The 18,054-nt window shown below is 64.5% G+C and carries 17 protein-coding genes; 12 read left to right on the plus strand and 5 right to left on the minus strand.

All coding sequences use genetic code 11. The features are described 5' to 3' along the window. Positions 1-41: 41 nt before the first annotated feature. Both J1C56_RS12870 and J1C56_RS12875 read right to left on the minus strand, forming a co-directional pair. Positions 42-1,121 carry a CapA family protein gene (locus J1C56_RS12870; RefSeq protein WP_338001431.1) on the minus strand — a complete coding sequence of 360 codons (1,080 nt, stop codon included), beginning with the start codon at positions 1,119-1,121 and terminating at the stop codon, positions 42-44. Between the two features lie 45 nt (positions 1,122-1,166). Next, positions 1,167-2,258 carry a glycosyltransferase family 4 protein gene (locus tag J1C56_RS12875; RefSeq protein WP_214389674.1) on the minus strand — a complete coding sequence of 364 codons (1,092 nt, stop codon included), beginning with the start codon at positions 2,256-2,258 and terminating at the stop codon, positions 1,167-1,169. A 251-nt stretch (positions 2,259-2,509) separates the two neighbouring features. Here J1C56_RS12875 and J1C56_RS12880 point away from each other — a divergent pair, with 251 nt between their 5' ends. From J1C56_RS12880 to J1C56_RS12900, 5 genes are all read left to right on the plus strand, one after another. After that, a complete protein-coding gene (locus J1C56_RS12880) occupies positions 2,510-2,944 on the plus strand; it encodes an SH3 domain-containing protein (protein WP_214389676.1) in 435 nt (144 codons plus the stop codon). A gap of 110 nt (positions 2,945-3,054) precedes the next feature. Beyond that, positions 3,055-6,111, plus strand: coding sequence for an excinuclease ABC subunit UvrB (gene uvrB / locus J1C56_RS12885; RefSeq protein ID WP_214389678.1), 3,057 nt, complete (start codon positions 3,055-3,057; stop codon positions 6,109-6,111). A 76-nt stretch (positions 6,112-6,187) separates the two neighbouring features. Next, positions 6,188-6,412 (plus strand): antitoxin MazE family protein, encoded by a 225-nt coding sequence (locus J1C56_RS12890; protein WP_214389680.1) that lies wholly within the window; start codon positions 6,188-6,190, stop codon positions 6,410-6,412. Next, positions 6,409-6,759 carry a type II toxin-antitoxin system PemK/MazF family toxin gene (locus J1C56_RS12895; RefSeq protein WP_214389682.1) on the plus strand — a complete coding sequence of 117 codons (351 nt, stop codon included), beginning with the start codon at positions 6,409-6,411 and terminating at the stop codon, positions 6,757-6,759. Before J1C56_RS12890 ends, J1C56_RS12895 begins: the two co-directional genes overlap by 4 nt. Positions 6,760-7,036: 277 nt before the next feature. Further along, positions 7,037-7,465 (plus strand): VOC family protein, encoded by a 429-nt coding sequence (locus tag J1C56_RS12900; RefSeq protein WP_214389683.1) that lies wholly within the window; start codon positions 7,037-7,039, stop codon positions 7,463-7,465. A gap of 40 nt (positions 7,466-7,505) precedes the next feature. On the opposite strand, the gene J1C56_RS12905 is transcribed toward J1C56_RS12900, so the two are convergent. Further along, positions 7,506-8,123 (minus strand): glutathione S-transferase family protein, encoded by a 618-nt coding sequence (locus tag J1C56_RS12905; RefSeq protein WP_214389685.1) that lies wholly within the window; start codon positions 8,121-8,123, stop codon positions 7,506-7,508. 233 nt (positions 8,124-8,356) lie between these two features. Between J1C56_RS12905 and J1C56_RS12910 the strand changes: the two genes are divergently transcribed. The 4 genes from J1C56_RS12910 to J1C56_RS12925 all read left to right on the plus strand — a co-directional run bounded on the left by J1C56_RS12910 (position 8,357) and on the right by J1C56_RS12925 (position 10,569). Continuing rightward, positions 8,357-8,800 carry a hypothetical protein gene (locus J1C56_RS12910; protein WP_214389693.1) on the plus strand — a complete coding sequence of 148 codons (444 nt, stop codon included), beginning with the start codon at positions 8,357-8,359 and terminating at the stop codon, positions 8,798-8,800. After that, the gene (gene dapA / locus J1C56_RS12915) at positions 8,775-9,755 is read left to right on the plus strand and encodes a 4-hydroxy-tetrahydrodipicolinate synthase (protein ID WP_214389695.1); all 981 of its coding nucleotides are present in this window, start codon (positions 8,775-8,777) and stop codon (positions 9,753-9,755) included. Before J1C56_RS12910 ends, dapA begins: the two co-directional genes overlap by 26 nt. Positions 9,756-9,883: 128 nt before the next feature. Next, a complete protein-coding gene (locus tag J1C56_RS12920; RefSeq protein WP_214389697.1) occupies positions 9,884-10,141 on the plus strand; it encodes a hypothetical protein in 258 nt (85 codons plus the stop codon). 107 nt (positions 10,142-10,248) lie between these two features. Beyond that, positions 10,249-10,569, plus strand: a complete 321-nt coding sequence (locus J1C56_RS12925) for a hypothetical protein (protein ID WP_214389699.1) — start codon at positions 10,249-10,251, stop codon at positions 10,567-10,569. Positions 10,570-10,643: 74 nt separating this feature from the next. Here the strand turns inward: J1C56_RS12925 and J1C56_RS12930 are convergent, their stop codons facing one another. Further along, the gene (locus J1C56_RS12930) at positions 10,644-11,126 is read right to left on the minus strand and encodes an Lrp/AsnC family transcriptional regulator (RefSeq protein ID WP_420797384.1); all 483 of its coding nucleotides are present in this window, start codon (positions 11,124-11,126) and stop codon (positions 10,644-10,646) included. A 105-nt stretch (positions 11,127-11,231) separates the two neighbouring features. Between J1C56_RS12930 and J1C56_RS12935 the strand changes: the two genes are divergently transcribed. From J1C56_RS12935 to J1C56_RS12945, 3 genes are all read left to right on the plus strand, one after another. Then, on the plus strand, positions 11,232-12,428 hold the full coding sequence (locus J1C56_RS12935) for a diaminopropionate ammonia-lyase (RefSeq protein WP_214389703.1): 1,197 nt from the start codon (positions 11,232-11,234) through the stop codon (positions 12,426-12,428). 144 nt (positions 12,429-12,572) lie between these two features. Next, on the plus strand, positions 12,573-13,928 hold the full coding sequence (locus J1C56_RS12940; protein ID WP_214389705.1) for a serine hydrolase: 1,356 nt from the start codon (positions 12,573-12,575) through the stop codon (positions 13,926-13,928). A 72-nt stretch (positions 13,929-14,000) separates the two neighbouring features. Beyond that, positions 14,001-14,819, plus strand: coding sequence for an alpha/beta fold hydrolase (locus tag J1C56_RS12945; RefSeq protein WP_214389707.1), 819 nt, complete (start codon positions 14,001-14,003; stop codon positions 14,817-14,819). A gap of 4 nt (positions 14,820-14,823) precedes the next feature. Here J1C56_RS12945 and J1C56_RS12950 read toward each other — a convergent pair whose 3' ends face one another. Further along, entirely contained in the window at positions 14,824-17,967 is a 3,144-nt protein-coding gene (locus J1C56_RS12950) for an efflux RND transporter permease subunit (RefSeq protein ID WP_214389709.1), read from the minus strand. Positions 17,968-18,054 lie beyond the last annotated feature (87 nt).

Consider the following 18,054-nt stretch of genomic DNA (forward strand, 5'->3'; position numbering starts at 1 on the left):
AATGTCGCGGTGTAAACAAGGGGATGGCGCGGCAACCGGACTCAGCTCGTGAAGCCTGCCTCACCCGCTCCATAGACCGCCTGCCAGCGCGCCAGCGCCTTCACGCCCAGTTCGCCAGCCACCTTGGCCAGCGGCAGCATCTTCTCACGCTCGCCGTCGCGCTGGCGCATGAACGGCACCATGCGGTAGCTCGCGATCTGGCCACGCGTCGCCGCATCGGCGCTGACGTCGACGATCAGGATCGCCCCGATCCGCCCCGGCCACGGTTGCCGCGCCAGCGCCGTGCCAAGGAAATCGCCCAGCCCGTAGGCCACCAGCGTGTCGTCGATGCGCGCAATCGGCTGCACGACATGGGCGTGATGCCCGACAACGAGCCCGACGCCGAACTCGGCCAGCCGCTGCGCCCTGGCGCGCGTCTCGGCTCGCGGAAAATGCCGGAACTCCCAGTCCCAATGCGGTACGGCGCAAACCAGGTCCGTCCCGTCCGAAAGGCTAATGCCAGCGGCGAAGAAATCCTCGGCCATCGCCACCCGCCCGGCAAACGCTGAAGCCGGCGCGTTGCGCCATTGCGTGAACGCACAAAGCCCGAGCGTGACCGGCCCGACCGCGCGCTTCGTCACCGACGTCGTCGTCCCTATCGTGGCGATGCCAAGCGCGTCGAGCGTCGCCCGGGTCGCCTCGAAGCCCGCTATGCCCTGGTCGAGCACGTGGTTGTTGGCGAGCGACAGCACCAGCCGCTCGGGCGTGATGGCCGCAGCCGCCAGCGCGCCTTGGAGAAACTCCCGCGTCATCGCGTGGTGGGTTCCAAGCCGCGTCCCAAGCCGGGCGCTGGGCTTTGCAACGACAGGGCTTTCGCAATTGCCGATCACCAGGTCCGCCGAAGCAAGCAGCGCTGTAAGCGCGCGATCGAAAACCGGTGGCCTGCGGTTGGCGACGGCGGAGATATCGCCGACGAAAGCTAGGCGCACGGTCTGCCCATGCTGGGGCAGGAACCGCACCTGGTCGGGCAGGTAGCCGGCGCCGCCACCGCGCAGCGACGGCTTCACGAACCGCGCCGGCCAGGAAATCTTGTAGGAGAAGGGATAGTTGGACACGCTGCGCCTGAAATTGACCGTCGCCACACTAACAGCATTTCATTGCGCACAGCTGGCGGTTCCAGCCAGCCGCTATTTTTGCAAGCGCCTTTTGCTCGAACGCTCGATGGCCAGCCGGTAGATCTTGTCGATCTCGCCAACGATGCGCTGCGGGTCGAGCTGGCGTGCGATCTCCTGCCGCCCCGCCTGCCCTACGGCTCGGCGCTGGGCCTCGTCCTGTAGATCCAGCACTGCCGCTGCCATGCCGGCAACGTCGCCGACCGCAAGTGTCTGCCCGGCAGGCAGCAGGTCGACCATGTTGCCGACCCGCGTCGACAGCACCGGTATTTCAGCCGCCATCGCTTCGAGCGGCGCGATAGGCGCCTGCTCGTCGCGCGACGTCATCATGAACACATCGAAGGCCGGCAGCAGATCGAGCGCGTCGTTGCGCAGTCCCGGCAAATGGATCCGGCCCTGCACCTCCGGCGCTGCAATGGCGTCGTCCCAGTCGGGCATGATGTCCTTGCCTTGCTTGGTTGAGCCGATCACCAGCAGTTCGGCATCGACACCTTTGTCCAGTAGCCGGCGCAGCACGCGCACCATGTCGATCTGGTTCTTGCGCCCGCCCAGTTGCCCGACCGAGCCGATCAGGAATGCCTCCTCGCGAATGCCGAGGACTGCCCGGGCCTGCTTCCTGCTTTGCGCGTTGACCGGTTCGATCCTGGACACATCGAACATGTTGGGCAACAGATGCATGTGCCGGCGTGAAACCAGCCAGTGCTTGATATAATAATCCACCGTCCACTGGCTGAGCCCGATGACCTCATGGGCAAACAGCCATGGCAGCTGATACTGGCGTGCATGCGCCGTCATCACGATCGGCGTTCCCGCGGCGCAGCGGAACACCAGGCCAAACTTGTTGCCACCGCTGCCGTGTGTGTGCACCACATCCTCGCCCCAGTCGCGGATGGCATAACCGACGCGGCGAATCTCCTTCGGCGTCGTGGCGAAGTTCGAGCCCATCATCTGGATCGGGCCGTCGAATTTCTGGTGTTCGATCCACGAACCCAGCGAATGCACCAGCATCACCTCATCCCCGGCGTCGAGCTGTGCCTGGATCAGGATCCTGGAACTGGTGGCGACGCCGTTCAGCGCGCCATGGCCGACAAGATGCGCGATCTTCATTGCGCTGGCGCCAGCTGCGAACGGTTGGTCAGGAAGCTCATCTGTCGTCCGGGTCTCAAATTGGATGGACGCTCTCTAACATTCCCGAACGCTCCGGCATACATGGCTTGTGCACGCACATCGCCGCGCCTCAGGCTGTGGCAGATCTGTTACCCAGGCATAAAGGATATTGCCGGCACTACACTGGCGCGCGTGACAAAAGGCAGTAATCTCAAGCAGTTCGAAATGATTCAGGTCTGGAGGGACTGCCCATGATGTTTCGAAGACTTGTCACCACTGCCGCCTTGCTGGCCGGTTTGATGGCTCTTCCGGTCACTGCCATGGCCGCCGATGCCTACACCACCGGCAACGTCAATGTCCGCACCGGTCCCGGCACGGGCTACGCCAAGGTCGGCACGCTCTATGAAGGCACGCGGGTCGATCTGCGCGGCTGCGAAAGCAACTGGTGCAACATTCGCGGCGACGGGCTGCGCGGCTGGGTCTCCGCCAACTATCTTTCCGACTATGTCGGCCGCCCGCCGGCCGTGGTCGTGGCCCCGACGATCGTCGTGCGGCCGCCTCATTATCGCCCGCCGCATTGGAACCGCCCGCCACACTGGAATCGCCCGCCCAAGCCACGGCCGCCGAGGCCGCGTCCGCCCGGCGCGCACTGCAAGATCGCTCCCGGCTTCCCTTGCCCACGCTGACAACTTCCTGACAGCCTGATGTCAGGAGCACGATTGATCATCGGCGCGGGTGCCGGCTTTCCGGCATCCGCACCCTTTCCATTTTAGCTGATACCGCCCATATTTCGCCCATGGCCAAATCTCCTGAAAAGAAATCGCCCGCTTCGGGAAGCGACAACCGTGCCGCGCAGCGCAAGCGCGGCGGCAATGGCGTGACCGACTTCCTCGACGCCTCCGAGCCGCTGCATCGTGGCGGCTTCAGCGAGGCGCCGCAGGCAGAGTTTTCCGGCGCGCCACTCTCCGGCTCGATCGCCGACTGGGCAGAGCAGATCGCCAAGGAGGCTGAAAAGCCTCAGCCCAAGCCAAAGAAGATCGCGGAAAAAAGCTCGGCGCCGACACGCTCGTCGCGCGGCACCTCGATGGGGGGGGCTGCCTCGGCCAGGGATCGCACCGCCGCGGGTCTCAGCCCGGTCGCCGGTCTCGACATCTCGCTCGAAGATGCCGCGTCATTGTCCAATTCCGGCGTCACCGCCACCGTCGCTGCCCTTTCGGCGCTGATCGAGAGCGGCAACCCGCTGTTCAAGGACGGCGAAATCTGGGTGCCGCACCGCCCTGCCCGCCCGGACAAGTCCGAAGGCGGCATCCAGATCGTCATGCAGTCGGAGTTCGAGCCGGCCGGCGACCAGCCGACCGCTATCAAGGACCTCGTCGAGGGCGTCAATTCGGCCGAGCGCACCCAGGTACTGCTCGGTGTCACCGGCTCCGGCAAGACCTTCACCATGGCCAAGGTGATCGAGCAGACGCAGCGCCCGGCGCTGATCCTGGCGCCCAACAAGACGCTGGCCGCCCAGCTCTACAGCGAGTTCAAGAAGTTCTTCCCCGACAACGCGGTCGAGTATTTCGTCTCCTATTACGACTACTTCCAGCCCGAGGCCTACGTCCCGCGCACCGACACCTATATCGAGAAGGAATCGACGATAAACGAGCAGATCGACCGCATGCGCCACTCGGCGACGCGCTCGCTGCTTGAGCGCGACGACGTCATCATCGTCGCCTCGGTCTCGTGCATCTACGGTATCGGCTCGGTCGAAACCTATACGGCCATGACCTTCCAGATGGCGGTCGGCGACCGGCTCGACCAGCGCCAGCTGCTCGCCGACCTCGTCGCCCAGCAGTACAAGCGCCAGGACATCAATTTCGTCCGCGGCTCGTTCCGCGTCCGTGGCGACACCATCGAAATCTTCCCGGCCCACTTGGAAGACTCGGCCTGGCGCATCTCGCTGTTCGGCGACGAGATCGATTCCATCACCGAGTTCGACCCCCTTACGGGACAAAAAACCGGCGACCTCAAGAGCGTCAAGATTTACGCCAACTCGCACTATGTGACGCCCCGCCCAACCTTGAATCAAGCCATCAAGTTGATCAAGGAAGAGCTGCAGCACCGCCTGCAAGAGCTTGAAAAGGCTGGCCGCCTGCTCGAGGCCCAGCGCCTGGAGCAGCGCACGCGCTTCGACCTCGAGATGCTGGAGGCCACAGGCTCCTGCGCCGGCATCGAGAACTATTCGCGTTATCTCACCGGCCGCCGTCCCGGCGATCCGCCGCCCACCCTGTTCGAATACATTCCCGACAACGCGCTGGTTTTCATCGACGAAAGCCATGTCACCGTGCCGCAGATCGGCGGCATGTATCGCGGCGACTTCAAGCGCAAGGCGACGCTCGCCGAATACGGCTTCCGCCTGCCATCCTGCCTGGACAACCGGCCGCTGCGCTTCGAGGAGTGGGACGCGATGCGTCCACTATCCGTCGCAGTGTCGGCGACGCCCGGCAACTGGGAGATGGAAGAGGCCGGCGGCGTCTTCGCCGAACAGGTCATCCGCCCGACCGGCCTGATCGACCCGCCCGTCGAGGTTCGTCCTGCAAAAACCCAGGTCGACGACGTCGTCGGCGAAATCCGCGAGACGACCAAGGCCGGCTACCGCACGCTAGTCACCGTGCTGACCAAGCGCATGGCCGAGGACCTGACCGAATACCTGCATGAGCACGGCGTGCGCGTGCGCTACATGCACTCCGACATCGACACGCTGGAGCGCATCGAAATCCTGCGCGACCTGCGCCTCGGCGCCTTCGACGTGCTTGTCGGCATCAACCTGCTGCGCGAGGGCCTCGACATTCCCGAATGCGGTTTCGTCGCCATCCTCGACGCCGACAAGGAAGGTTTTCTGCGCTCCGAGACGTCGCTGATCCAGACCATCGGCCGCGCCGCGCGTAACGTCGACGGCAAGGTCATCCTCTACGCCGACCAGATCACCGGCTCGATGGAACGCGCCATGGCCGAAACGTCGCGCCGCCGCGAAAAGCAGGTGGCGTGGAACGAGGCCAACGGCATCACCCCGGAAAGCGTCAAGTCGCGCATCTCCGACATCCTCGACTCGGTCTACGAGAAGGACCACGTCCGCGCCGACATCTCGCAGTTCACCGACGAAGCCGGTGCGATGATGGGCAACAACCTCAAGGCCCATCTCGACGCGCTCGAAAAGCAGATGCGCAGCGCCGCCACCGATCTCGACTTCGAAAAAGCCGCCCGCATCCGCGACGAGATCAAGCGCCTGCGCGAGATGGAACTCGCCATCTCCGACGACCCGCTGGCCAAGTATGTCGACATGGAAAGTCCGGCGTCCGGCCGCGAAAAAGGCAAGCACAACAAGGGCGTCGCCAAGCATCGCACAGTCGAGGAGCAGGAACGTTTCCGCAAGCTCGACGCGGCGCGCGCCGCCGAGGAGGCGGCCAAGGCTGCGCGGCCGAACCTGTTCCGCAAGCCAAAGCTCGACGAAATGGGCGCCGACGGCGCCGTTCCCACCGGCAAGTCGCTGTTTGCCAAGCCTGATATCGACGACATGGGTCCGGGTACGGATATGGCGACGCCCGCCGGCGCGATACCAAGGTCGCTGTTCAAGAAACAGTCCGCCGACGAGGCGCACGGCGCCGACTACGGCGTGCCGAATGAAACAGACAAAACCCTGTTCAAGAAGAACAACCTCGACGAGATGACCGTACGCCGCACCGAAAAACCGGTCGAGGGCGTCAAGCCGGTCAAGCGCGCCAAGATCGGCGCGGGTTCTTACGAGGACCCGGCCGAAGCCGCGCGCGAAAAGAAGCGCCCGGGCAAGTCGGGCCGACCGGGGCGGTAGGCAGGACGACAAATGTTCAAAGCTGGGCAATCAGACAAAAATGCGATAGGTTACATGTAACCGTCAGAGATCTGATATGTCCTCGACATCGTCCCCAAAGCCATCCCGCGTAAAGGTGCAAGAGCACCGCGAACGTCTGCGTCGGCAAGGATTGCGGCCCATTCAGATATGGGTGCCTGACACGCGTGCGCCGTCGTTCCGCTCTGAAGCGCATCGCCAGTCGCTGGCTGTGGCGGCTGGCCCTGACGCCTTTGACGATCAGGCCTTCATCGACGCCATCTCGGATTGGGATGGTGAATGAGGCGCGGCGACATCTGGATCGTCTCGGGAGGAAAAGACTACGCGAGCAAGCCACGCCCGGTTGTCATCATCCAAGACGATAACTTTGATGCAACTGCGTCCATTACCGTTTGTGCGTTTACAACGGATACGACCGACGCCCCCTTGTTCCGCCTGCTCGTCGAACCAAGCGAACAGAACGGCCTGCGCAGCGGCTCTCGCCTGATGGTCGACAAGATCACCACAGTACCGAAGTCGAAGATAGGAGCGCGTGTCGGGCGCTTGGACGATGAGGATATCTTGCGTCTCAACCGCGCCGTTGTGGTATTCCTCGGGCTGGTAGCTTCCCCACGGGCCAGCGAGTCTTAGGTTCAGGTCAGCGGCGGGCACCTACTTCCCGGGAATCTGCACCGTAGTTGCTGACTTTTTTCGCCTGCATCATGTGTTCTGCGCCACGCTGAGCCGGCTTTTCCACCTGGCAGCTAACCTCGTTCGCGACAAAAAAGTTTGTCAGCCTTGTCGGGCTCGGTCCGTTTCGTTCGTCTTCAAGACGAGGCACCGTACTTAACGATGCCGCTGCAGCTACCTTTGAGAACGTGCCGCCGCAACGCGCGGTCCGCCTTTTGGGTCAGAAACGGAGAGAGAAATGTCGGAAGCACAGAACACAGCATACCCCGCCCCGAAGGTCCTTGGCGGCTTGGTCGCTTACCTCCAGGTCGACGGCGCCTTCAAGGCCGCCGAGTTCTACAAGCGCGCCTTCGGCGCCGAGCAGGTCTTTGCCTATCCCGCCGACGAAAAGGGCCGGACCATGCACATCCATCTCTACGTCAACGGCTCGTCGATGATGCTGTGCGACGCCTATCCCGAGCACGGCCATGCGCACGAAAAGGCGCAGGGCTACACCATGCAGCTCATCCTCGGCGACGACATCGACGCCTGGTGGAAACGCGCCGTCGAAGCCGGCTGCGAGGTTGTCGTGCCGCTCGACGTCATGTTCTGGGGTGACCGCTGGGGCCAGCTGCGCGATCCGTTCGGCGTCGCCTGGGCGATGAACGCGCCGGTCAAGCAGGCCTGACAGGCTTGAACCATGCTGCGCGCCTCCACGGCGCGCAGCATCACCTTCTGTCGTGCGTCTCGCCCGACAGCGGCGTTGCCAGCATCGACGGGCGCTTTTCGAAAGCGTCGAACCACTGCGTCAGCCGCGAGCGCCCGCGAAACGATGGCAGGTCGCGGAACGCCATCCATGACAGCGCCGTGGCCAGCGCGACATGCCCTACATGCAGGCCACCATCCTCGATCTCGCCTTCGAGCCAGTCATAGGTCGCCTCGATTTTATCAATGAACCCCTCGGCAAGCGCCTCGTAGCGCAGGGGCTCGGGCCGCCGCTCCGTCTCCCAGCGCAGGCCGATGCCCGTCTGCGCCAGTCCTTGCGCCACGGCCTGCAGCCGCAACGCCTGCCAGCGCGCCTCACCCTCCTCCGGGATCAGCTTCCGACCATCGTGTAGCGTATCGAGATAGGCGCAGATCACATCCGAATCGAAGATCGGCGCGCCGTCCGTTCGCAACAGCACCGGCACCTTGCCAAGCGGGTTCTCCGCATAGACCCGGGCATTGCGCAAGGTCGGGCTGGTCTCGTGGTGGATCACCTCGAGCCGGTCGGCAATGCCGGCCTCATGGGCGAAAACGAGCGCCTTGCGGGCGAAGGGCGAATGGGTCTGGTAGTAAAGGATCATCGTTTTCCCATGCAGGCTGGCGGCAGATAGCTGCGCCGTTTCTAGCCGTTGGACGGCAAGAATTGCGCTCTAATTGGCGCGCGTCGACGCAAGTTCGTTTCGCGCCGGCGCACCTCTTTGATGCGTTTCCGCACCGCTGCCACAAGCAGGCCCGTCCCTATGCGATTCCTATAAAACCGCCCGCTTCCCTCTCTCGAATTCACACGCGATGGAGGGCTATCTGTTCTCCCATCATGAAGCCGGAAAACATCGCTGCGCTGGCAGATCGTGTCGCCGACATAAGGATCCTGCGCGAACACCATGTCTGGGCCGCCGCCGACCTGTTTGGCCTTGACGGCCTCGACGACAGGTCGCGGCAAACCCGTCGAAAATTCCGGGCGCTGATGGAAGCCGATGCACTGCTCGATGCGGTGCTGTTGCTTGCCGCCAGTGCCGAACCGCCGCGACAGGTCGAAAACCTCAGCAATCACGCCGGACACTGGGTCTGTGCCATGCGCTACGCCACAGCTGGCGCCAGCCGATCCTGCACGGCCGAACATGCCGACCTCGCGACCGCGGTCCTTGCTTCGCTGCTGGCAAGCTTCCAGCAGCCGTCCACGGCGCGCCGCCGCCGCGCCACCCCTTTCCTCCAGCACGAACGGGCCCACCGCAATGACACCCAAAGCCGTGACCACTGACCAGATTCACCCGCGCTTTTTCGGCGCCATATCAGCGCTCCCCACCCCCTTCAGGAACGGCGAAGTCGACCTGAAAAGCCTCGCCGCCCTCGTCGAATGGCAGATCGCGGAAGGCATCAACGGCCTCGTTCCCTGCGGCACCACGGGCGAAGCCCCGACCCTGTCCTGGCATGAGCGCATCATGGTGATCCGCAAGACGGTGGCTGTATCGAACGGGCGCGTGCCGGTCATCCCAGGCACCGGCACCAACAGCACGGAATCGACTGTTGCCTTCACCGCTGCCGCTCGCGATTTCGGTGCCGATGCCGCGCTGATCGTCACGCCTTATTACAACAAGCCGAGCCAGGCCGGCATCGTCAGGCATTTCGAGACGATCGCGGCCAAGGTGAACATCCCTGTTATCGTCTACAACGTGCCGGCCCGCACCGGCGTCGACCTGACACCCGCCACCATCGAGCAGCTGGCCGCCATCCCCAACATCGTCGGCTTCAAGGATGCGACCGGCGACCTGTCGCGCCCAATGGCGTTCGCCCAAAGGTTCGGCGACCGCTTCACCTGGCTGTCCGGCCACGACGCCACCGCCTTCGGCTTCAACACCATGGGCGGCAGCGGCACCATTTCGGTCGTTGCCAATGTGGCGCCGCGCCTTTGCGTGGCCATGCACGACGCCTGCCGGCGCGGCGACCCGCACGCGGCGCGCGAAATCCACAACCGCCTGCGCCCGCTCGTCGCAGCGCTCGAACTCGAAACCAACCCGGTGCCCGTCAAGCACGCCCTTCACCTGATGGGCAGGATGTCATCGGACGTCCGGCTGCCGCTGGTCGAGGTCGAGCCGAACACCGCATCCGCCATTCGCGACAACCTGTCGGTGCTCGACGCACAGCCCCGCCCCTCGCGCGCGCTGCGTCCCGTCCGGATGGCCGCCCGGGCGGGCTCGAACATCAGGCATTTATGATATCTGAATTTCTTCGCCCTCTGCCGCCAATCGAATTCATATGGCGCGGGCATCACATCATGAAATGCAACGAACCTCTCGGGATGCAGCAGCACCGCACCCGGGAACTTGAGGAAAGGCACGACACCATGGGCACTCTGGCTCGCGACATCCACCCGGCTCTCCACAGCCACCGCTTCATGGTTGGCCGCGACCCGCATGGGCGCTGGGTTGTCAGCGACGAAATGGGTCTGGTCGGTGGCATCTTCGCCGACAAGGAATCCGCCGTCAGGTTCGCCCTCGCCGAAAGCGATCACATGCCGGGCGCCGTGTTCTGCGCGCCCTGCGAGATCACGCTCAACCTCGAGCCGATTTCCGACCAGGCAATCGCCGGCGGTCGCCACTAGCCCAGGCACTAGCTCCAAAGGGCGAATTCACGCAGCCCGCCCGTCCATGTTCAAATGCCCTGATGGCCGCCCCTTCCGGGTGGCCGGCGGGAAAGGAGCAAGGTGTCATGGCAGGTCTGAGCGCATTCGCCTTCGCAGCGAGCATCTTCGCAACGGTTGCGGCATTTTCGGTCGCCGATGCGGCACCAATGGTACCAGCGCCGGGTGACCTAACAGCCCTTTCCGTCAGCGATGGCCTCATCCTGGCCGGCAGCAGATCGGTGACGGTCTCGAAATCGACCAGCAACTCGAGCTCGCAGTCGAAAAGCTGCTCCAACGGCAGCTGCACGACCGACACCGATTCCAAGAGCAATTCCGGCACCAGCTCTTCGACCAGTACGTCGACGAGCACCAGCTCTTCGAGCAATTCGAACACCAACTCGAACTGACCGCGATAGCGCTTCAGCCAGTTTCCAGCGCCGAACCCCAGCATTTCTCAGGCCCGCTCCGGCGGGCCTGTTTTTCATGCCAATGGCACCGTCAGCCCGGCCTTGACCCGATCCATCGCCACCAGCGTGCGGAACTTCTTGATGTTGGGGTCAGCAAAAAACAGCCGCCGGGTCAGCGCCTCATACTCGGCCATGCTAGCAACCGTCACCACCAGCACGAAATCGGCCTCGCCGGTTACGTAGTAGCATTGCTGCACTTCCGGCGCCGCCGCGAAGGTCGCCTTGGTGGCGTCGAGCAAGTCGATCTGCTCGCTCTCCACCGATATCTCGACGATGATGGTGATCGGCCGTCCCACCCTGTCGGGCTCGACCACCGCGACATTGGCCGAGATGACGCCGCTCTCTTCCAAACGCTTGATGCGACGTTGCACCGCCGGAGCCGACAGGTTCACCGCTTCGCCGATCTCGCGCTGCGGCGTTGCGTTGTCGCGCTGCAGGATGTCGAGGATCCTCAGGTCGAAATCATCGAGATCGACTGCCTTCGCCGCTTTCCGCAAAACGCCATCCTTTGCGATACAAACTTGCATCAACACGGTCAGATAAGAGCGCATTTCTCGCCAACGGTGCAATATAAATGCGCCGACCGAGGAGACACCGCCGCAATGCTCATCCGCAACCAGCATCCCGACTACCGCAAGCCGCTAGAAGCGATCGATGCCGAGACACTTGGCGTTGCCGCCGCCGAAACTGTCGAGCGCTTCCTGGCGCGCCGGCCGAACCACCGCCCGACGCCGCTGCGTTCGCTGCCGGCGCTCGCGAGCGAGCTCAACCTTGGCGCCATTCACCTCAAGGACGAGGGCTATCGCCTCGGCCTCGGCAGCTTCAAGGCGCTCGGCGGTGCCTATGCGGTCATCCGCCTGGTGCTGGAAGCGGCGGAACAGGAGCTCGGCCACCCGGTCGACATCGCCGAACTGCACAGCCCTGAAGTGGCGAAAATCTCCGCCACCATGACCTTCGGCTGCGCCACCGACGGCAATCATGGCCGCTCGGTCGCCCAAGGGGCGCAGCTTGTCGGCGCCCGCTCGGTGATCTTCGTTCATGGCGGGGTCAGCGACGCGCGCGTCGCGGCCATCGCCCGCTACGGCGCCGTGATGGAGCGCGTCGCCGGCACCTATGACGATTCCGTCGCCGAGGCCGCCCGCGTCTGCGAAGCCAATGGCTGGACCGTCGTCTCCGACACCTCATGGCCCGGCTACGAGCGCATCCCCGGACTTGTCATGCAGGGCTACACCGCGATCTTCCGCGAGGCGCTCGAAAAGCTGCCTGAAGCACCGACCCATGTCTTCATCCAGTCCGGCGTCGGCGGCATCGCCGCCGCTGCCTCGGGCTACCTCGCCTGCCGCCTTGGCGAGGCGCGTCCGACCTTCGTGGTCGTCGATCCCGCCCGCGCCGCCTGCATCTTCGAAACCGCGCGGCAAGGCAAGCCGGTCAAGCTCCAGCATGGCGAACCAACCGTCATGGCGATGCTCGAATGCTACGAGCCCTCGCAGGTCGCCTGGCGCGTGCTGTCGCGTGTCGCCGACGCCTTCATGACCGTCGAGGACGAGATCGCCGTCGAAGTCATGAACCTTCTCGCCCGCCCGTTCGGCCACGACCCGGTGGTGGTATCAGGCGAAAGCGGCGGCGCCGGTCTCGCCGGCCTGCTCGTCGCCGCCCGCGACCCCGAGATGCGCGCGGCCATCGGCCTCGACGCCCATTCACGCGTCCTGCTCGTCGTCACCGAAGGCGCCACCGATCCCGACCGCTACCGCGAGCTGGTCGGCCTTACGCCGGGGGATCTTGCCATCGCAGGGAAATGACGGACGTTCCCTTCTGCGGGCGGCGCCCCCTTCTCTCCTTGTGGGAGAAGGCAAGCGCGCTTCTTCCACCCACTTCGCGCCATGCTAGTGCAATGTCCGCCGCCTATCAGCGATCATCCAGTCTGACATGAGGGCACGTCCGAGATGACCTTTTCTACCGCGGCAGTTTCCTCCAGCTCGCACTTTCCATCCATCGCCGAGATCAAGCGCATCCTCGTCGAGCGCATCGACGTGCAGCGCCAGAGCGTCGGCATCGTGGTCGGCACGTTCGGCCCCGAAGGCCGCGTGATCGTCTCGCATGGCAATTTCGGCGCCTACTACGCCCGCCCGGTCGACGCCGACACTGCCTTCGAAATCGGCTCGATCACCAAGGTCTTCACCACGCTTGTGCTTGCCGAAATGGCTGGGCGCGGCGAGATCGGGCTGGACGACCCGGTCGCCATGCACCTGCCCGCAACCGTCCACATGCCCACGCGCGCCGGCCGCGAGATCACCCTGACCGACCTCGCCACCCACACCTCGGGCCTGCCGCGCCTGCCTGAAAACATGGCGCCTGCGGACGACGACAACCCCTATGCCGACTACAGCGTCGAGCAGATGTACGCGTTCCTGTCCGCCTATGAGCTGCCGCGCGACATCGGCAGCCAGTACGAGTACTCCAATCTCGGCATGGGCCTGCTCGGCCACGTGCTCGCCCGCCGTGCCGGCACGAGCTATGGCGCGCTGGTCCGCGAGCGCATCCTGGCACCGCTCAACATGCGCTCCACCGCCGACACCCCGGCCGTCTACATGAAGTCGCGCCTCGCCAACGGCCACGATGACCAGCTGATGCCGGTGCTGAACTGGGACCTGCCGACGCTCGCCGGTGCCGGCGCCCTGCTGTCCACCGCCGACGACATGATGAACTTCGTCGAGATGCTGGTCGATGCCCGTACTTCGCCGCTCCGCGAAGCGCTCGCCACCACGCTTTCAATCCGCCGCCCGGCTGACGCGGGAGACGACGAGACAGGCCTCGGCTGGGTCATCTCGGGGAGCGGCGACGACCAGATCATCTGGCACAATGGCGGCACCGGCGGCTATCGCTCCTATCTCGGCTTCATGCCAGCCAAGGGTGTCGGGGTCGTAGCCCTTTCCAACACCTCGACCGAAGCCGGCGTCGACGACATCGGCCGGCACCTGCTCGACAGCAGGAACCCGCTGGCCGAGCCGCCGCGAGAACGAGTCGCAATCACCCTCGATCCGGCGATCTATGATCGCTATGTCGGCATCTACAGGCTGGCCCCGGAGTTCGAGATCGCGATCACGCGTGAAGGTGCGGGCCTGTTCGCCCAGGCGACCGGCCAGGGCCGCCTCGAGATTTTTGCCGAGAACGAGACGCGGTTCTTCCTCAAGGTCGTCAACGCCCAGATCACCTTCGACGTCGGCGCCGACGGGCGCGCCACCGGCCTGACGCTGCACCAGAACGGCACCGACCAAAAGGCGCCGCGAGCGGAGGCGTAGCCGCGGGCCATCGGAGCGGATATCCTGTTCGCGTCGAGGCCAATGCCTCGACGCGATGGGTTTCGATCACCGATGAAACCGATGTCCCAGGACGATTTCGCCTCGTCGAAGCAGGGTTGCCTCCTGCCGAATGGTATCCGTATCGCCTATGTCGAACTTGGCGACCTGCGCGGAACGCCCGTTCTGCTCCTGCACGGCTTTACCGACAGCGCGCGCAGCTGGAGCCTGGTTGCGCCCTGCCTTGCGGCCGGCCTGCGGCTCATCGCACCTGACTTGCGCGGGCATGGGCATTCCGACAAGCCGGAGGGATGCTACGCGATCCCCGAACTGGCCCATGACCTCAGGCTTTTCCTTGCCGAACTCGGCATCGCGCAAGCCCATGTCGTCGGTCATTCGCTGGGAGGGCGGCTTGCGCAAGCCGTTGCCGAACGCTGGCCGCAAATCGTCCGCAAGATCGTGCTGATGTCGACATCCCCCGTGCCGCGCGAACGTGCTGGCTGGCTGTGGAACAACATCGTCGGACTGCGCGATCCCATTGATCCGGATGGCGATTTCGTGCGGGAATGGTGCACCGGCACCGTGCCGGTGGACGAGGAATTCCTCATCCATGTCCGCCGGGAATGCGCCGCTGTTCCAGCCCGTATCTGGCATTCGGTCTATTATGAGCAGACGGCCTACGATCCACTGCCACTACTGCGGGACATTTCCGCCCCGACGCTCATCATGCGCGGCGAACACGACGACATCGCCACGTCAGAACATCAATCTCAGATGCTGGCCGCGATCGGCGGCGCAAAGCTGATCACGCTGCCTGGCCTTGGCCACAACATGCATTGGGAGGCGCCCGACCTTGTCGCCGGGCACATCCGTTCGTTTCTTCAGCGGGCGTAGACCCCTATTCCGCCGCCAGCGCCGGGTGCAGAATGACCGCAGCGGTGTCTTCGCCCTTCTCCACCTGCGGTTCGGCCGGCTTGTTCTTCGGCTCACGGCCGAAGAACAGCGCATAGCCGGCCGGCAGCACCAGGATGGTCAAGACAGTGGCCACCAGGATGCCGCCCATCATCGCATAGGCGAGCGGGCCCCAGAACACGCCCCAGGAAATCGGGATCAGCGCCAGCACCGCCGTCATCGCCGTCAACACGATCGGCCGGAAGCGGCGCACGGCGGCGCCAATGATCGCCTCCGAACGCTCCATGCCCGCCGCGATGTCCTGGTCGATCTGGTCGATCAGGATGATCGAGTTGCGGATGATGATGCCGAGCAGCGCGATGACGCCGAGGATCGCCACGAAGCCGAACGGCGCGCCAGAGATCAGCAGCGCCGCCGCCGCGCCGATGATGCCGAGCGGACCGGTGGCCAGCACCAGCATCGCCTTGCCGAAGTGCTGCAGCTGCACCATCAGCAAAAGCACGATGACCAGCAGCATGACAGGGGCCTTGGCGGCGATCGAGGCCTGGCTTTCGGCCGCATCCTCCGCACCGCCCTGGATCTCGACCTTGTAGCCGGGCGCCAGGCTGTCGCGCAGCGGCTTGAGATCGGCGTAGAGCTTCATCGCCACGTCGTTGGGCTGGATGTGGTCGGGCAGCGTCGCACGGACCGTAATGGTGGGCAGGCGGTCGCGGCGCCATTCGATGCCCTGCTCCATCACAGGCACCACCTTGGCCACCTGCGACAGCGGCACGAACCCGCCGAAGTCGGTTGGAATATAGACCGAGTTGACCGCCGTCAGCAGGTGACGGTTGGCTTCAGGCTCGCGGGCGACGATCGACACCGTCTCCTCGCCGTCGCGGAAGTTGTCGAGCGGCGCGCCCTGCATCGTCGCCTGCAGCATCTGGCGGATGCGCTGCGAGGAAACGCCCAGTGCCCGCGCCCTGTCCTGGTCGACGACCAGCTTCATCGCCGGCACCTGCTCCAGCCAGTCGTCATGGATGGCGGCAAGCTCTGGCGTCGCAGCGAACTTCGCCTTGACCTCGTCGGCGATGCGACGCACCTCGGCCCTGTCGGGACCGGTCACGCGCAGCTGCACCGGCCAGCCGGTCGGCGGTCCGAGGAACAGCCGGTCGACCTTGCCGCGGATCGAAGGAAAATCCTCGGCCAGGATGCCGCGCAGCTTGACGATCAGCCGCTCGCGCGCCGGCTCGTCATTGGCCATGATCAGGAGCTGGGCGTAGTTCGGGTTGCGCAGCTGCTGGTCGAGCGGCAGGAAGAAGCGCGGCGCGCCCTCGCCGATATAGGTGGCGATGAACTTCTTGTCCGGATCGGCCATCATTTTGGCTTCCAGCGCCTCGGCCTGCTTTTCGACCTCCTTGATGGAGGTGCCTTCGGGCAGCCACAGATCGACGAGGATTTCGGGCCGCGACGACTGCGGGAAGAAGTTCTGCGGAATGAACTGGAAGGCAAACAGCGAGCCGAAGAACGTCACCAGCGTCATCACCAGCACGATGATGCGGTGGCGCACGGCCCAGCTCACCGTCGCGCGCAGGCGGCGGTAGAAGCTGGTGTCGAAGGCATCGTGATGGCTGCCGGCATGCTGGCGCTGCTTGAGGATCATGTTGCCGAGCCATGGCGTGAAATAGACCGCCACGAACCACGATATCACCAAGGCGATGCCGACGACGTAGAACAGCGAGCGCACATATTCGCCCGCCGTGGATTCGGCGAAGCCGACGGGGATGAAGCCCGCGGTGGTGATCAGCGTGCCGGTCAGCATCGGAAACGCCGTCGACGAATAGGCAAAGGATGCCGCCTCGACCTTGACCAGCCCCTCCTCGAGCTTGCGCTCCATCATCTCGACGACGATCATCGCGTCGTCGACGAGCAGCCCGAGCGCGATGATCAGCGCGCCGAGCGAAATGCGCTGCAGGTCGATGCCGAGCTGGTACATCACAGCGAAAGTAGCGGCCAGCACCAGCGGGATGGTGATGGCGATGACCAGGCCCGAGCGCCAGCCGATCGACAGGAACGACACCACCAGCACGATCAGCAGCGCTTCGATCAGCGCCTTCATGAACTCGCCGATGGCTTCCGTCACCACTTCCGGCTGGTTGGAGATCTGGTCGACCGAAACGCCATAGGGCAGCGCTTCCTCGAAACGCTTGTAGGTCTCCTCGACCGCCTTGCCGACGTCGGTGACCTTGAAGCCCTTGGCCATCACCACGCCGACCTGGACGCTGTCCTGGCCGTTGTAGCGGAACTTGCGCTGGTATGGATCCTCAAGCCCGGTCGTCACGGTGGCGATGTCGCCGAGACGGGTGACCTGGTTGCCGGCGCGCAGGCGCAGCTCGCGGATGTCGGCTGTCTTGGAAAGATCGCCCTCGACCGAAATGCGTACCGAATGTGTGCCGGTATCGACGGCGCCGGCCGGGTCGATGTTGTTCTGGCCGGCAATGGTGTTGCGCACGTCGTTCAGCGTCAGGCCGCGTTCGGCCAGCGCCTTGGACGAGACGTCGATGTAGATGCGCTGCGGCTGGTCGCCGAGGATGACGGCCTTTTCGACGCCGGGCGTCGTCAACAGCATGTCGCGCGCCTTGATCGCCAGCGCCTTGAGCTCGGGATAGCTGTAGCCCTCGCCGGCGATCGAATGCAGCGTGATGAAGGTGTCGCCGAACTCGTCGTTGAAATAGGGTCCGAGCAGGCCTTGCGGCAGCTCGCTCGAAATGTCGCCGACCTTCTTGCGCACCTGGTAGAAGGCGTCCTTCACCTCGGCGGTGTTGGTGTCGCCCTTGACCTGCACGGTAATGATGGCGCTGCCGGCGCGGGTATAGGACTTCACCCAGTCGAGATGCGGCGTTTCCTGCAGCTTGCGCTCGATCTTGTTGACGACCTGGTCCTGCATCTCCTCGATCGAAGCGCCCGGCCATACCGCCTGCACCACCATGACGCGGAAGGTGAATTCCGGATCCTCGCTCTGGCCCATGCGCATCAGGCCGAGGGCACCGGTGATGATGATCAGCCCGAACAGGAAGCGTGCGATGCTCGGATGCCCGATCGCCCAACGCGACAGGTTGAAGGGCTTTTTGTCCTGGCTGGAATTGTCCATGGCCGTGGTTCCACGCTGGCGCACGCGGCCGGTATCCGGCACAGCTGATGCGCAGGTTCAATTTTGAATGGCGTTGGCGGCGGCCAG

Origin of the sequence: Aminobacter anthyllidis, from assembly GCF_018555685.1 — a bacterium.
GTDB lineage: Bacteria > Pseudomonadota > Alphaproteobacteria > Rhizobiales > Rhizobiaceae > Aminobacter > Aminobacter anthyllidis.